This window comes from Vibrio hepatarius (assembly GCF_001274785.1).
Taxonomy (GTDB): Bacteria; Pseudomonadota; Gammaproteobacteria; order Enterobacterales; family Vibrionaceae; genus Vibrio; species Vibrio hepatarius.
Map to the genome: position 1 here is coordinate 257,064 of NZ_LHPI01000009.1, position 15,815 is coordinate 272,878.

Here is a 15,815-nt window from a genome sequence, read left to right on the forward strand (position 1 = left end):
CGCTATGACTGAATTGGCACCACTAAAATATCGACAGGTGATTTGTTGATCAGGTGTTGAGAGTAGGAAATGATGCGGCTCCAGAAATCTTGGTGGTGGCCACAAATCAGCAAATCAATTCCATTGCCTGCGATTACTTCATGCAGTTTTTCACTCAGATCACCCGTACCAACGATGATTTTTTTCACTGGATAATCGGTGCTAGCGTCAAATTCTTTTAACTGCTCCATTGTGTGTTCGTTAACCGGTCTCAAATCGGGGTTAGCCTTAATATCCACCAAATCAGGATAGATCTCCCCATGAGTACCATCAATGTGAATAAACGAGATATCAGAGCCAAGCTGCTTCGCTAAAAACGTCGCTCGCTCAATAAGGATGTTACTTTGCTCTGAAAGCTCAATAGCGACCATGATGTGTTTGTATTGCATATCCAACCCCTAACTGAAATCGACAATTTAAGCATAGTCTTAATTAAGCGAAATTGGTGTCGTGCAGATCGCGAATTAATCACAAAATTCTCATATTCATCTCTTTGACTACTCAAGCGTTTTTCATTTTCCGAGTCGCGTTTATTCCTTCTCATACGCCTAGCATTTAAGTAAGCAATTGGGGCAGGCGGCAAAGCTGGTTTTGCTGTGCTTCGCACAAATGAAGCTTAACTGGTTGCTGTTCGGTGTTTTTCTTATCTTATGAGAAATAGTTGTTTAAATTGTTTATATATTCTTACTTATTGAGAATAAAATTTGTCGAAGAAATTATCTGACGATACAACATGAGCACCAACTCGATGAAACAAAGCAATGGACAGGTCAACGAAAAGGTATTGCAGCTTTTGATGCAAGTGGCGGTGAATGACGAGCCCGTCACCGCCAAGCAGTTGAGCGACCAGGTAGGCACGCCAATCAGCAGCCTCTATCGCCACATCAAGCTATTGAAAGAATGGAATCTAATCGAAGAAAGTCCAAGTGACAAAACCTTGATCATCGGTCCGGCAGCATTGATGCTAATGCGCAGCTACAAGAATAGCCAACACGACTTAGATGCAGTGGATTTGGTATTGAATCGACTGCAAAAACAAACCGGCGAAATGTCGGCTTACATGGTTCCGGTTGGCTATCGAGCGTTGTGTGTGAGCAGAAAAGAGAGCATGCAGGCGCTTCGTTGCAGTTACGTCCAGGGTCAAAGTCAACCCCTGCTGCGAGGCGCCTCATCCCGAGTCATGCTGGCATATATGCCTGCTCAGCGGTGCGAAAAAATACTGCGATACTTTGGTGAGCAAGACAAAATTGTTCAATGGCAACAAAAGCTGGAGCAAATTCGCAACCAAGGATATGCCGTCAGTACTTCTGAGATTGACCCGGGCGTTTCCGGGATCAGTGCTCCTGTGATGAAAGGCAGCAAGCTGGTAGGTGCCGTTTCTGTAATGGCGCCGGCACATCGGGTTGAAACGAATCAACAAAAAATCATTTTACATGTTCTTCAGGCAGCGAGGGCTTTGCCCCCAGAAAGGTAATCGCAATGTTTGGGCTATTTCGACGCAACAAAACCGAGAATATTATTGGACTTCCGTCTCACCAACTTACGCTGATCAGCGTGAGCGAACAGCTTAAATCAATGAAGCTGGTGGATTTCGAAATGGCAGACCAGAGCTTAGAAGAAGTGTATGAATGGCTATCGCAACAAGACAGACACCATTGGTTGAATGGTGGACATTTCAATCTCAAGCAGCAGCCGAGAGGTAAGTTCCAACTGCACCTCAGCCGTCACTTGGGCTCAGACTCGTTGCCAGTGGTTTTGACCAATAACACCGAGACGTTGCTGCACAGCTTGCCTTTACTGCATACGCCGCGCCGAGAGTTAGGCATCATCCATATTGGTCGCCGCTTTGAACTTAAAGCACCGCTTGAACCGGATATTGGTTCGGCTTACCACTTTGCGCTGTCTCGCTACAACGAATGTCGTCTGTTCTGTATTGGTATCGATAATTCACAAAACGATGAGCGCAGTATTGAATACGCCGAAGATTTAGGTTGTGACTGGATGACGATGCAAGAGTGCGGCTTCAGCCATCGCTTTCACGTCAAACAGCAACTCGCGAGTTACTTATCCCATTGTGAGGATATCGTCGTGAACATTGATCTGGAGAGCTTATACCCGAGTGCTCGTTTGGAGTCAGCAAGCTGGCTGGACGTGCAAATGGTGAGCCGTATGCTGAGACAGCTTTTAATATCAGGAAAGGTGCGTCACATTCAGTTGGTCGGATACAAAGACAAGCACCTGTACTCCAAACAGACACTGAATCTGCTGCATGATATGGCGGAGATGTTTCCGGTTAATCATCGAGCGGCCTGATAAGCCATAAATTTGTCAGGCGCTAAAAACACAAAAGCTGGCGTTAAAGCCAGCTTAGTTTTTTGGGTTTGCACATTAAGATTGTTTGTTCGCGTTTTTGCTTGAGTCTTTCCAGTACTGAATTCGAACGCGATGCAATTGTGCTTTTCTCATTTTCTTCATGATATTCCCTCATTTAGAACATTTGTGCTCGTCATTGAGCTTATTTGATTTTGGTTCCTCATGAACAGGATCCAATTTATCCAGCAACTTAAAATTTAGCTAGGTTTAAGATCACATTTTTTTGCATAAGTTCGATATATTACTCTGTAAAATTGAAGAGCAACGCACTTTAATAAGTTTGTCATGCAAATCGAGAAAAACTGTAATCTGCAATTAATCTTAAATAAACAATAGCTTAACGTATTTGTCATCTTGGTTGCCTAGCATCTGCTCGCTAACGAATAAAAACTAATCCAGCAAGGAGTCAGCGATGTGGAACCGTGATGAGCAAGATTCGCAGTTTAGCCAAATGATCGAAGCGAGATTGTCTCGCCGTCGTTTTTTAGTCGGTACAGCAGCGGTGAGCGCTGGTGCCTTCCTTTCATTAAACCCAATTGCAAAAGCGTTCGCAGCAGACAAGCAAAGCGCACTGCTCAATTTTGAGGCGGTGCCAGTGTCTACGTCAGACGAGATCGTCGTACCGAAAGGCTACAAAGCAAAACCACTACTATCATGGGGTGACCCAATTTTCCCGGGCGCACCAGAGTTTGATCAAAGTGGTAAACAAGATTCTAAAGCACAACAACGTCAGTTTGGTGATAACACCGATGGTATGAGTCTGTTCCCGATCAGCGACGATCGCGCGGTGATCGCGGTAAACAACGAATACACCAACTATGAATACCTGTTTGATCATGGCGGTGACGCGATGACAGCGGATGATGTATTAAAAGCGCAAGCGGCGCACGGTGTCACCGTATTTGAGATCGTTAAGTCTGGTGGCGAGTGGAAACTAGATAAAAGCGGTAAACGCAACCGTCGCATCACCGCAAACACAGAGATGATGCTAACTGGTCCTGCTGCTGGTCATGCACTGATGAAAACCGAGCTTGATCCATCTGGTATGAAGCCGCTGGGTACATTCAACAACTGTGCAAACGGTCAAACACCTTGGGGTACATACCTGACGTGTGAAGAGAACTTCCACGGTTACTTCGGTACTCGTGAGGAAGGCGCTGATATTTCTGCTGACCACAAGCGCTATGGTATTAAAGCGGCGGCAAGCAGCTACCAATGGCACGACGCCGACGAGCGTTTTGACGTAGCTAAACACCCAAATGAACCGCACCGTTTTGGTTGGGTTGTGGAAATCGACCCGCATAATCCAGACGCAACGCCACTAAAACGTACTGCACTTGGCCGCTTTAAACACGAAAACGCAGCGGTTGTGGTGAACGACGACGGTCACGTGGTGGTGTATCTAGGTGATGATGAGCGCGGTGAGCACCTATACAAGTTCGTCTCTAAGCATAAATACAAACCTGGCAACGACAAGGCTAACCGCGATCTGTTGGAAGAAGGTACTTTGTATGTCGCGAGATTCGACATGGACGACAAAGAGCTGAAAGGCAACGGTGAATGGATCGAGCTGACTTACGGCAAAAATGGCTTAACCAAAGAAAACGGATTTAACGATCAAGCTGAGGTAATGATCTTCGCTCGTCGTGCGGCAACTCAAGTCGGTGCAACGACGATGGATCGCCCTGAATGGGTTGCGGTTCACCCAGACAACAAACACGTTTTCTGTACCTTGACCAACAACAAAAACCGTGGCGTCAAAGAAAACCAACCAGTGGGTGGCCCTAACCCTCGTGCGCAAAACAACTACGGCCAAATCGTACGCTGGATGCCTCAAGGTGGCGACCACACTAAGAGCGGTTTTGAGTGGGATCTCTACCTCATTGCCGGTAACCCAGTGGTACACAAAGGCACGCCTTACGCGGGTAGCGAGAACATCAACGCAGATAACATGTTCAACAGCCCTGACGGTATTGGCTTCGATAAAGCGGGTCGTTTGTGGATTCAAACCGACGGTAAATACTCGAACAAAGGTGACTTTGCAGGGCAGGGGAATAACCAGATGCTTTGTGGTGACCCAATGACGGGTGAAGTGCGTCGATTCCTAACCGGACCAATCGCGTGTGAAATTACCGGTCTGACTTTCTCGCCAGATTACAAAACCATGTTTGTTGGCGTTCAACACCCAGGTGAAGACGGCGCACCGTCGCACTTCCCAGCTGGTGGCAACAGCAAACCGCGTTCGACCATTGTGGCGATTACTCGTGAAGATGGCGGCGTGATTGGCGCGTAATCGCTTTAACCAGAACCAGTAGTTTAAGGGGCTCAACGCCCCTTTTTTTATTGTTGGGTAAAGGCGGGATATTTATGCGCCCATCCGCATAATATTTGTGACTCAGAGATTATTTACCACTAAATGTAGTTGCCAGCGTCATACGGTAACCCTATATTGAAAAGGTACCTCAATAACATCAAGGTGTAGAGACCGAATAACTTTTTAAGTGAATACAATAAACTGAACGCAATAGAGACACGAGCCTTAACAAGTGCGGCTTGTTGAGAGTGAATCCAAAACGTAAAAGAATAAAGTATTGCATAACGGCCTTTAACTTCATCCGAAGCTGCATCTTGGGTTAGCCAGGTACTGGTGTTTAACCACAAGGGGAGGGTAGGTTATGGTTTCAGTGATTATATTCGCATTAGCCATCGTTGTTTTCTTTGGCTGCTGGACCGCACAGCATGGATTGCCAGTTCTTGGTATGAAGCTTGATGAGTCCGATCAGTTATTGCTCGCTGAAGTGTTAGGCGAGGAAGTCTTAGAAGCGTAGTTCGCTCAGCGAAGTAGAGACAAAAAGGAGCATTGAGCTCCTTTTGTCGTTTCTAGCACCGCTAAACCGTTTGTTTCTTCTCTGGTTGTCTTTTCGCCGGCAAATTATTGGTGCATTCGCATTTTAAATACTGCTATCATCTGCTGGAAATAGTCGGGGAGCCGAAAGGCTGAGATCGCATAGCGAGACCCGTAGAACCTGATTCAGTTAGCACTGGCGTAGGGAACTATTAGCGTCGCACCTTATTTCTGTGCGAGGCACTCGCTGTAAGTGGAATACTTCCATTCTCTACTTGGGCTGAGTCAGTTCTTATACGTCTTGTAGTAGGAGCGACCATGCCGCATTCACAAGACACCACCCCAATCGTATTAACCATCGCAGGCTCAGACAGCGGCGGCGGTGCGGGAATTCAAGCCGATATCAAAGCCATCTCTGCCACCGGCAGCTACGCATGTTCGGTGATCACCGCGATTACCTCTCAGAACACCCACGGTGTCAGCGCAATACATCCCGTGCCACTCGAACATATTGAAAGCCAACTCGACGCGGTGTTTTCCGACCTCAATATCGTCGCGGTGAAAATCGGCATGCTGGCGGATGCGGATATCATTCAGCTGGTGGCGCGTAAGCTAAGGCAATACACGCCAAAGTTTTTGGTGATTGACCCTGTGATGGTCGCCACCAGCGGTGATCTTTTGTTGCAACAGAGTGCGATCAGTACCCTCAAACAAGAGTTGATCCCTATGGCTGATTTGTTGACGCCAAACTTACCTGAAGGGGCGGCATTGGTGGGGAAACCTGTGCCGCAAAGTGAAGAAGAAATGGGTGCTCTTATCGCCGATTTACGCGCGTTAGGTGCACATTCGGTGCTGCTGAAAGGGGGGCATCTTGAGCAAGACGCCAACAGCAATGATCTGCTTATCCAACCGCACTCCAGCGAATTGTTGCGTGCCAAACGTCACCCAACGGTAAACACTCATGGTACTGGTTGTACGCTCTCTTCGGCGATCGCTTCTTATCTGGCGCAAGGAAACCGATTACACAAAGCGGTCTACCTTGGTAAACAATACATCTCGCAGGCGATTGCCCACGCTGACGAACTCTCGGTTGGTGGCGGTCATGGGCCGGTGCACCATTTCTTCAATGGCCATGTCAATGTGCGTTAAGGTGCATTTGACCGTGTAGGAATTTGTCTCACCTTAAAGACTTACTTTCACGAAATTGACAAGAAGTTGATTAAAGAAATCACGCAGAGGCGTCTAATAGAATTCATCGTCTATCAACGACCAATGAAGCGCACACGTGAAAGAGTATCTAATAAACAAGCGAGCTGGATTAGCACTGCTGGTCACATTTATTCTTGTGACAGCCGTGGTCTCATTCGTTGTATCTCCGATTAATCTGACGGGTAAAGTGTCAGATCACGCGGGGATGTTTTTTACTCTTTTGACGGATTCAGCAGGCTCGCGTGGTTTTCTTTTAACACTTGGTCTGTTACTCGCTGTTATGGTCAAACTGACTGGTGTGAATCGTCAGCTACTGGCTCAACTTCTACAACTTGGTGTCATTTTGGTGATTGGCTTTGCCGCTAAAACAGGATTAAAGCAGATGACAGAAAGCCCGCGCCCGTACACAGAAGTACTTGCTCACGAACTGCTCATTCCACAACCCGAACACTTTTATAATCTGACCACAGAGCAACAAACTCAGGTTCTTATAAAAGTGGCAGAGAAAGTCAGCCCTTGGCGAATCCAGCATTGGCAGGGTGAGACGGATTACTCTTTCCCATCGGGTCATACGGTGTTTGTCGCGATCTGCTTGGCGTTCTTTGGCAATATCTTGTTGCAACGCAAACAGTATGCGTTGAGTGCGGTTTTGCTCGTCTGGGCGCTCAGTGTTGCTTACAGTCGATTGTGGCTAGGCATGCATAGACCGGTTGATCTTATCGGTGCGGCGTCATTTATAGCGTTGGTGTACATGTTAACGCCAACCTTTGAAGGGATATCGTACAAGCTTCAGCAACGCTTAGTTCAGTTGGTGGAGTAATACACACAGAACGGGCAGTCAACACTCCGCTGCGCTACAGCAGACTCTGAGCAACGGAATGTTAGAAAAGGGCGTGAAATTCATAAATCACGCATTAAGGTTTCAAACTCTTCATTGGCTTCCACGATTAAGTGGTTTAGTTCAGACGCGTCTTTATCGTGCAGATCCAGTGCCCATTGCGCTTTACCTTGTTTGCCAAAAACTCGAGTGCTACCACTCAGTTTCTTAAAGCCAACGTCGCACAGTTCTGCTTTGTGGTGTTGCTTATTCTCAATAATTTCCACGTCCAGTATGCCAACAGGGTTAACTTCAATATGAGCATGGAAGTGCGTGGTGCCTTTCAGCTCGTATTGTCTGTGTACCGAGATCATTGTTTGCTCCTTGATTAGTCTGCCTATATTCCCACTAAGTGTAGGACAGCGTTCGGCGCTTATTTATGAAACAAACATGAACTTTGATACAGATTAATATTCGCCGAACTACATCCTGTAAGTGCTTGATTTTGGGTTGCTACAGGCGGGGGAATTGGGGTTAGTGATAGGGTTTTAAGCTCAAAATAGCTCAAGTCACACAGTTATTGGCGAACGGTGATTGCAAAAAACACATATTTCTATTATTTTGGAAATGTTAGTTTGTTTGGGAGTTTTAAATGGAACTGGAAGTTGTCGCGAAAGCACTAAAAGAATTAGGGCATCCGACTCGTTTGGCTATTTACAAGACCATCGTAAAAGCGGGCTATAAGGGCGTCGCGGTCGGCGCGATCCAAGAAAGGCTTGATGTGCCGGGTTCCACACTGTCCCACCATATTTCCAGCTTGGCGTCGGCGGGTCTATTGAGTCAGCGCCGAGAAGGGCGAACCTTGTACTGCGTTGCCGAGTATCAATGCCTTGACGAAGTGATTGGCTTTCTTAAAGCGGAATGTTGCACAGAAGAGGATTGCCACGCTGACAGTGTCTGTGCTTCAAACCCACCGTCAAAGTAGTCATTTTGTCGATGTGAAAAATACAAAAAAGCGATGGTATGAGACCATCGCTTTTTGTTTGTTTTAGTAACGCGTTACATCTAACGGAATAGCCACGGGTAGAGCGGCGTTTTTTCTAAGCCTTTGACCAGCAATAGCGTTAACAGCACGGTGCCAAACAATACCGTGAGGTCGTGTCCAAGCCCAGTTAGGCCGTGAAAGCCGGCAAAGTTCATCATCAAAATGATCACAGGTAGGTGGGCAACATAGATCGCGAGTACATACTTCGACAGGGAAGTAATCCAACGGCCTGCGCCGAACTCAGGTTTAGCTAATAGCCATAAGAAGATGCCTGTGCCCCACAAGAAAGTGCCAAATAAGTAATCGTTGCTATTGAACGCTTGCCCATGACCGTTGAGAAACAGCGCTTCGCCAAAGTGTAACAGCATGCCAACCCCTGCAAGCAGTAACGCTTGTCGGCTGGTGGCTTTAATGTTGTCTTGACGGATAGTAAAGCCAATCGCAAATAACAAGGTACTAAAGAACGGTCCGTTACGGGTGAAAAACGGCGACCAGAAGTCCGTGACAACTTGGTAGCTGCCCGCTAGTACCCCATACACGTAAAGAACAAACGCAAGCGGTATCAACATCTCAAGGCGTTTGGCTTTCGCTAAACAGGCGGTGATTGCCGCCGCCAAGATCAGTGCTGGGATAAACCATAGGTGAACGAGCCCGCCTTCCAGCAGCGAATTGAGTGGCGTTTGGGCCAGAAAGCCCCAGTATCCTTGACGCTCTGCTAAGTAACCGTGTTCGGCGAGCACCTGAAAGTTGAACGGCATCAGTAGACTGATGATGCTCCAAACCACAAACACTCTTAGCAAAGGTGAGCAGTAGCGACGCAACATCGCCATCGGCTCTGCGACCAGCTTTGGTTGGATAAGATACCCTGAAATCAAGAAAAATAGCGGAACGGCAAATCGGGTCGACTGGTTGAAAATATACGCTACCCAAGGGGTTCCATCATATTGCCAGTAACTGACGAATAGCTGGCAGTGCATCGCGAGAATCGCAAAAATGGCTACCACGCGGCCGAACTCAATACTTTGAATCTTTTTAGTTTGCATAACGACATTTTATAAAATTAAAAAACGAAGCAAGGTATATCAAACTTATTCACTGAGAGGTTTGTCTCAGAACCTAGGTTGCATATTAAAGACGAGCAGGTTGACGGATTTGCGACTCACTTCACTCCGCTAAGATCTATGCGCGTGGTCTCCATGCTCATAGATGTAGGCAAAATAAAAGTTGAAAAAAAGAACGTTCGTGCTAAAAATAAATAAGTCTGTAAGAGAGAGTTGTATGAGTAAAGGCAGAGTCACCAAAGAAAATATCCTTAGTAAAGCATTCGCGTTGGCGAGTGAGAACGGTTTAGAAAGCCTGACTATTGGTGAGTTGGCAAAGCATTGTGGCATGTCAAAAAGCGGCTTGTTCGCGCACTTTAACTCGAAAGATAACCTCCAGGTCGCGGTATTGGAGTACGCCAATCAGGTGTTTACTCAACGCGTGATCGCACCTGCTCGCGAGCAGAGTGAACAGACAATAGAGAAAAAGATTCATACCCTTTTGGATAACTGGTTGGGTTGGAACCACTCATTTCAAGGCAGTTGTATGTTTTTGGATGCGTGGAAAGAAGCCGGCGTTGAGCCTACGCCCACCCAGCAGAAGCTGAAGAAGACCATCGCAACCTGGATTGAGTATTTGCGTATTCAAATTGCCAAAGGGGTAGAACGCCAAGAGTTTCGAGCCGACCTCGACCCGAAGCAGGCGACGTTTGAGCTGTATGGACTGTATCTGAGTGCGCACCTGTTCTACTCGATACACGGACAACAAGCGAGTTATGATCACTTCTGGAATGGTGTTGAAAGGCTAATCGCTAGCTGGAAGTGATAATCCAAGCTGAACTGTGTGTTCGGCTTATTGTTTAATTAAAAATAGCACGGTCGTTCGTTTTTTTTACGGGCGACATATAGGACAACTCCAATGAGTGAGAAGATCTACTTTAATACGTCGAAAAAGTTCAGCTTTAAGAAAAGCATGATCAACTTGAGTACCCGTTTGCACCACACGCTAACGCCGAAACACGCGGAGAAGACCGCGCGTAAATTACTGCTCACACCGGCCCGAACTAAGCCTAAAAACGCAGAGCCGCAAGGGCTGGTCAAAGGTGAAGTGCAGTCGAAAGAAGGCATACTGAAAACCTATCGTTTGGGGAGCGGACCTGTTTGGGTGCTTACCCACGGCTGGTCAGGCAGCTCGAGCCAGTTTTATCCCTTGATGGAACATATCGCGAACCAAGGATTTACCGCGCTGGCATACGACCACCCTGCGCACGGTCAAAGTGAAGGTGTGTACGGGCACATTCCTGCGTTTGTGTTAGGTCTGGAAGCGGTGCTCGATAGCTTAGAGGATGTGGCGGGGATTGTGGGTCACAGTATGGGTACGGTGTCGGCGATTGAATGCCATCATCAAAAGCTGGTGGATAAACCTATGTTGTTGATTGCCCCGGTGCTCGACTACCTCAACAACTTGTTTGGCAGTGTGGAGCGTTCAGGATATTCCATGCGACTGTTTAATGCGGTAGTCGATAAGGTTCAAACGCAATACCGCTATCCGCTTCAGTCGATCGATCCAATCGGAAAACTGAAACAGCGCACGGCAGAGACGATTATTGTTCATGATGAAGGGGACAAATTTACGCCATTCTCTATCTCTGAAAAAGTGGCGCAAGAGATGGACAATGTCAGCTTAGTTGCTACCCAAGGACAAGGTCATGGACGAGTGATGAAATGCCAACAAGTAATGGACAGTTTTGATAGGTTGATGACTAAGTAATCACTCCTCGTATGGTTTAGTGTGCATTCTATTCACATTGTTAACATTCGTACGCATGAACTTGATATGCTTAACAAATTCGCAATGAAAAATTATTTCTCTAACAGGTTGTGTGGGATCATTTGCTATGCCACAAGGCCCTCTTAAGGAAATATAATAATGAATAGAAATGATAGTGTCCCTTTGCCCACTAATACCCGAGAATGGTTTCTAAACCGAAACAGTATGATCATCATCGCAGACATCTTTTTGTTTGCGTTGATGTATTTTACGCTGCCATTTGAGCCTCAAGTTGTTTTGGGACTCAGCATGTTGGTGTTTGTTGCGATTCTTTGGTTGACCGAAGCCCTGCATGTCACCGTTACCGCGATTTTAGTGCCAATCATGGCAGTGTTGTTTGGCGTATTTAATACGCAAACAGCGCTCAATAACTTCGCTAACTCGATCATCTTCCTCTTTCTTGGCGGTTTTGCACTGGCTGCGGCTATGCATCGCCAAGGACTCGACAAAGTCATCGCAGACAAGGTGCTGATTTTTGCTAAAGGCAAAATGAGCGTCGCGGTGTTTATGTTGTTCGGTGTGACCGCTGGTCTTTCAATGTGGATCAGTAATACCGCAACCACCGCGATGATGCTGCCGCTGGTACTGGGCGTACTCAGCAAAGTGAACTCAGAAAGCGGCCATAAAACTTACGTGTTTGTTCTGTTAGGGATCGCCTACAGTGCGAGTATCGGTGGTATCGCAACCGTAGTGGGTAGCCCACCAAACGCCATTGCCGCTGCAGAAGTGGGTTTGAGCTTTACTGAGTGGATGAGCTTTGGCTTACCGACTGCGCTTATCATGATGCCTATGATGATTGCGATTCTTTACTTCGTACTTAAGCCTGATCTAAACGGCCAGTTTGAGCTGAATGCTGAGCCTGTTGACTGGGACAAAGGTAAAGTGGTTACACTGGCGATTTTCGCGGCGACCGTAATCTGCTGGATCTTCAGCAAGCCGATTAACGCAATGCTTGGCGGTTACGCGAAGTTCGATACGATTGTTGCGCTTTGTGCCATTGTGGCGGTGAGCTTTGCTCGCGTGGTGCATTGGAAAGACATTGAAAAGACCGCAGACTGGGGCGTATTGCTACTGTTTGGTGGTGGTATCTGTCTGAGCAACGTTTTGAAAGCAACCGGTACCAGTGTCTTCTTGGCGAATGAGCTAAGCGACATGATTTCTCACCTAGGATTCTTCTTTATCGTGGCAGTTATCGCCATCTTCGTTGTGTTTTTGACTGAATTTGCCAGTAACACAGCAAGTGCGGCGCTCTTGATTCCGGTATTCGCTACTGTTGCGGAAGCGTTCGGAATGTCGCCAGTGGTCTTGTCAGTGCTGATTGCGGTGTCGGCGTCTTGTGCGTTTATGCTGCCAGTGGCAACGCCGCCGAACGCGATCGTATTTGGCTCTGGTCACGTGAAACAGAGCGAGATGATGCGAGTCGGTATCATCCTCAATATTGCTTGTATTATCGCGCTAAGCTTTATTGCGATGACGTTCTGGATTTAATCCAACGGAGTAAACAAAAAGGGAGCCATCGGCTCCCTTTTTTCATCGCTTAATCGCGATTACTGCTCTTCGCGGCTGCTTGCCCACGCGTACATCAACTCAAGCGCGATCGTCGCACCAGCCAGTGCGGTCACGTCGCTGTGGTCGTACGGAGGCGATACTTCTACCACGTCCATGCCGACAATGTTCACACCCGCCAAGCCACGCAAAATCTTCAGCACCTTGTCTGAGTTCAAACCACCGCAAACTGGTGTACCTGTACCCGGTGCAAAAGCTGGGTCAAGACAGTCGATATCAAACGTCACATACACTGGCTTGTTGCCGATGATGTCGCGGATACGAGTGACGATCGACTCAGCGTCTAGATCATTCGCTTCCATGGCGTTGATGACGTTAAAACCGTGATCTTCTTGCTCATACTGGGTACGAATACCAATCTGAACCGAGTGTTTCGGTGAAATCAGTCCTTCATTTGGCGCGTGATAAAACATCGTGCCGTGGTCGTAAGCGCTACCATTTGCGTAGGTGTCAGTATGGGCGTCGAAGTGAATCAATGCCATTTCACCGTGGTGTTTCGCATACGCGCGCAGGATTGGCAGGGTGATAAAGTGGTCACCACCGAGCGCCAACATCGTCTTACCGCTTTTGATGATTTCGTTAGTCGCTGCTTCCAAGCGGTAAGTAAAGTCTTCCGCATCACCACAATCGAAGACCAAATCACCAGCATCAATCACTTTTGCACGTTTAAATACGTTGAAGTCCCAAGGGAACTTCTTACCTTCCCACGCTAGGTTAACCGAAGCGCGACGAATCGCGTCCGGTCCCATACGTGCACCAGGGCGACCGGATGTCGCCATGTCGAGTGGCACACCCAGCACAACCAGATCCGCCTCGGTATCGACTGGATTGCGCACGTAAGGTAGGCGCATAAAACTCATCGAGTTCGAGTAAAGCGAGTAATCGGTTTTACTAAATAAATCGTTCATTTAGAAATCCTCTAAATAGGTGTAGCCACTTAAGCCTTGCTCAAGTTCGTTGAGTACACTTTGCTGCTCAGCGTGGTTAACACGCTCAGCAACCAATTCGCGGTAGTGGCTGCGAATATTGTCTACATCAATATGTACATAGCGCATCATGTCTTCGACACTGTCGCCTTCATCAATACGTTCGATAACCGGTTCACCTTGCGCGTTAACGGTAATCACCGCACTGTGTGTGTCACCAAACAGGTTGTGCATATCACCCAATATCTCTTGATACGCGCCGACTAGGAAAAAGCCCATTAAATACGGCTTATCTTTGTTCCAAGCCGGTACGGGTAAGCTAGTTTCAATACCTTGACCGTCAACATACTGCTCGATCGCACCGTCAGAGTCACAGGTGATGTCCAGCATAACTGCGCGGCGGTCTTCGACTTCATCCAGCCCTGACAATGGCAGTACAGGGAACACTTGGTCAATCCCCCAAGAGTCTGGTAGTGATTGGAACAGTGAGAAGTTAACAAAGAACTTATCCGCCAGTCTTTCGCTTAACTCGTCCAAAATAGGGCGATGGAAGCGGTTTTTCGTGCTCATCTTACGGCTTAGCTCGAAGTAAATTCTCAGAGAAAGCTGCTCCGCCCACGCGCGTTGTTGTAAGTTCAGCACGCCAGTAGCAAATTGAGAGTGCACTTCTGCTAAGTCACTTTGAGTGTCGTTGTAAATCTCAATCAACGCACGAGCATCGCCGTCGTCTTGTAGGTTTTGCCAGTTACGCCACATGTTTTGTAGCAGCATTGGGTCGTCAGACTCTGGCTCACTAACTTGTTCTGGGTAGTACGCTTCGGTCCCAATCACATTGGTGATTAACACCGCGTGGTGCGCCGTCAAAGAACGCCCCGACTCCGAAATAATCGTCGGCATCGGTTGTTGGTACTGCTTACATACGTCACCCACAGTGTTAACGATATTACGCGCGTATTCAATCAGACCATAGTTCATCGAGTTCGATGACTGGCTTCGTGTTCCGTCGTAGTCCACTGCCAAACCACCACCAATATCAAAGTATTGGATTTGTGCACCCATTTCTCGCAGTTCACAGTAAAAACGTGCAGACTCATTCACGCCGTTACGGATATCGCGGATGTTCGCCATTTGCGAGCCGAGGTGGAAGTGCACCAATTGCAACGCATCAAGCTGCTCTTCTTGTTTTAGGCGCTCAATCACAGTCAGCACTTGAGACGCCGCCAAACCAAACTTAGACTTCTCGCCACCGCTTGATTGCCATTTCCCCGCACCTTGTGACGCAAGACGAATACGGATACCCATGCGTGGTTTTACGCCTAAGCTGCGCGCCTCTTTTAGCACTAAATCCAGCTCAGAAAGCTTTTCTAGGACGATAAATACTTTGTGGCCTAGCTTTTCACCAATCAACGCCAAACGGATGTATTCGCGGTCTTTGTAGCCGTTGCAGACGATCACCGAACTGGCTTTTTGCGCCAGCGCCAATACCGCTAACAATTCAGGTTTGCTGCCCGCCTCGAGACCAAGCTGTTTGGTCTCTAGCTGCGCTTGGCTGGCGAGAATCTCGTCGACCACTTCTTTTTGCTGGTTAACTTTAATTGGGTAAACCAACAGGTAGTTATTCTGATACTGATACTCGTCGATCGCTTGGTTGAACGCGTGGCAAATACCGTGCACACGTTGGTGCAAGATCTGCGGGAAGCGAACCAATACCGGTAGATTAAGCTGGTGCTGTTCCAACTGGGTAACGATACGGCTTAAAGGTACTTGATGATCCTGACCGAAAGCTGGCGATACATACACTTCGCCTTGGTTGTCGATACCGTAGAAGCCTTGGCTCCAGTGTTGAACGTTGTAATCAGCGCGGACGCGATCGAGTTTGGAAGTTATTTCCACATCTAATCTCACAAAGAACAGAGAGAATAAAACATGAATCAGAAGGGCCTGAAATCATACCTGACACGACGCTGAGGTTGGGTTTATAAAGGCGACCGTGACGAGCGCATTAACGGACAAAACACGCCTTGAGTCTAACAAAATAGTTTTGTCTTATTGATTAATATTCCTCTGGGTTAGAAGGACAAAAAACGCGCTCGAATTTTGATCTGACGCACGCGGTAAAATGGC

At 47.5% G+C, this 15,815-nt stretch carries 15 protein-coding genes and 1 riboswitch; of the genes, 10 read left to right on the top strand and 5 right to left on the bottom strand.

Annotated features, from left to right (window positions below; all coding sequences use genetic code 11):
• Window positions 1-2: 2 nt before the first annotated feature.
• Window positions 3-428 (bottom strand): universal stress protein, encoded by a 426-nt coding sequence (locus AKJ31_RS11905; protein ID WP_053409320.1) that lies wholly within the window; start codon window positions 426-428, stop codon window positions 3-5.
• A 344-nt stretch (window positions 429-772) separates the two neighbouring features.
• Here AKJ31_RS11905 and AKJ31_RS11910 point away from each other — a divergent pair, with 344 nt between their 5' ends.
• The 6 genes from AKJ31_RS11910 (at window position 773) to AKJ31_RS11930 (ending at window position 7,286) form a co-directional block, all read left to right on the top strand.
• Window positions 773-1,513: an IclR family transcriptional regulator gene (locus AKJ31_RS11910; protein ID WP_171385370.1), complete on the top strand. Its 741-nt coding sequence runs from the start codon at window positions 773-775 to the stop codon at window positions 1,511-1,513.
• A gap of 5 nt (window positions 1,514-1,518) precedes the next feature.
• Complete coding sequence (locus AKJ31_RS11915; protein ID WP_053409321.1) at window positions 1,519-2,352, top strand: arginase family protein; 834 nt, start codon at window positions 1,519-1,521, stop codon at window positions 2,350-2,352.
• A gap of 472 nt (window positions 2,353-2,824) precedes the next feature.
• Window positions 2,825-4,705 carry a PhoX family protein gene (locus tag AKJ31_RS11920; protein ID WP_053409322.1) on the top strand — a complete coding sequence of 627 codons (1,881 nt, stop codon included), beginning with the start codon at window positions 2,825-2,827 and terminating at the stop codon, window positions 4,703-4,705.
• Window positions 4,706-5,087: 382 nt separating this feature from the next.
• Entirely contained in the window at window positions 5,088-5,240 is a 153-nt protein-coding gene (locus AKJ31_RS23250) for a hypothetical protein (protein WP_167421311.1), read from the top strand.
• A gap of 144 nt (window positions 5,241-5,384) precedes the next feature.
• A riboswitch (TPP riboswitch) is annotated at window positions 5,385-5,482 on the top strand.
• Window positions 5,483-5,575: 93 nt separating this feature from the next.
• On the top strand, window positions 5,576-6,406 hold the full coding sequence (thiD, locus tag AKJ31_RS11925) for a bifunctional hydroxymethylpyrimidine kinase/phosphomethylpyrimidine kinase (protein WP_053409323.1): 831 nt from the start codon (window positions 5,576-5,578) through the stop codon (window positions 6,404-6,406).
• Window positions 6,407-6,542: 136 nt separating this feature from the next.
• Window positions 6,543-7,286, top strand: a complete 744-nt coding sequence (locus AKJ31_RS11930) for a phosphatase PAP2 family protein (protein ID WP_053409324.1) — start codon at window positions 6,543-6,545, stop codon at window positions 7,284-7,286.
• Between the two features lie 80 nt (window positions 7,287-7,366).
• On the opposite strand, the gene AKJ31_RS11935 is transcribed toward AKJ31_RS11930, so the two are convergent.
• On the bottom strand, window positions 7,367-7,657 hold the full coding sequence (locus AKJ31_RS11935; RefSeq protein ID WP_053409325.1) for a hypothetical protein: 291 nt from the start codon (window positions 7,655-7,657) through the stop codon (window positions 7,367-7,369).
• A gap of 278 nt (window positions 7,658-7,935) precedes the next feature.
• Between AKJ31_RS11935 and AKJ31_RS11940 the strand changes: the two genes are divergently transcribed.
• On the top strand, window positions 7,936-8,268 hold the full coding sequence (locus tag AKJ31_RS11940) for an ArsR/SmtB family transcription factor (RefSeq protein ID WP_053409326.1): 333 nt from the start codon (window positions 7,936-7,938) through the stop codon (window positions 8,266-8,268).
• 80 nt (window positions 8,269-8,348) lie between these two features.
• Here AKJ31_RS11940 and AKJ31_RS11945 read toward each other — a convergent pair whose 3' ends face one another.
• Window positions 8,349-9,371 carry an acyltransferase gene (locus AKJ31_RS11945; RefSeq protein ID WP_053409327.1) on the bottom strand — a complete coding sequence of 341 codons (1,023 nt, stop codon included), beginning with the start codon at window positions 9,369-9,371 and terminating at the stop codon, window positions 8,349-8,351.
• A gap of 235 nt (window positions 9,372-9,606) precedes the next feature.
• Between AKJ31_RS11945 and AKJ31_RS11950 the strand changes: the two genes are divergently transcribed.
• The 3 genes from AKJ31_RS11950 to AKJ31_RS11960 all read left to right on the top strand — a co-directional run bounded on the left by AKJ31_RS11950 (window position 9,607) and on the right by AKJ31_RS11960 (window position 12,687).
• Entirely contained in the window at window positions 9,607-10,194 is a 588-nt protein-coding gene (locus tag AKJ31_RS11950) for a TetR/AcrR family transcriptional regulator (RefSeq protein ID WP_053409328.1), read from the top strand.
• A 93-nt stretch (window positions 10,195-10,287) separates the two neighbouring features.
• A complete protein-coding gene (locus AKJ31_RS11955) occupies window positions 10,288-11,139 on the top strand; it encodes an alpha/beta fold hydrolase (protein ID WP_053409329.1) in 852 nt (283 codons plus the stop codon).
• Window positions 11,140-11,298: 159 nt separating this feature from the next.
• A complete protein-coding gene (locus AKJ31_RS11960) occupies window positions 11,299-12,687 on the top strand; it encodes an SLC13 family permease (protein ID WP_053409330.1) in 1,389 nt (462 codons plus the stop codon).
• A 59-nt stretch (window positions 12,688-12,746) separates the two neighbouring features.
• Here AKJ31_RS11960 and speB read toward each other — a convergent pair whose 3' ends face one another.
• Window positions 12,747-13,673: an agmatinase gene (gene speB, locus AKJ31_RS11965; RefSeq protein WP_053409331.1), complete on the bottom strand. Its 927-nt coding sequence runs from the start codon at window positions 13,671-13,673 to the stop codon at window positions 12,747-12,749.
• Window positions 13,674-15,596 carry a biosynthetic arginine decarboxylase gene (speA, locus tag AKJ31_RS11970; RefSeq protein WP_157052349.1) on the bottom strand — a complete coding sequence of 641 codons (1,923 nt, stop codon included), beginning with the start codon at window positions 15,594-15,596 and terminating at the stop codon, window positions 13,674-13,676.
• Between the last annotated feature and the right edge of the window lie 219 nt (window positions 15,597-15,815).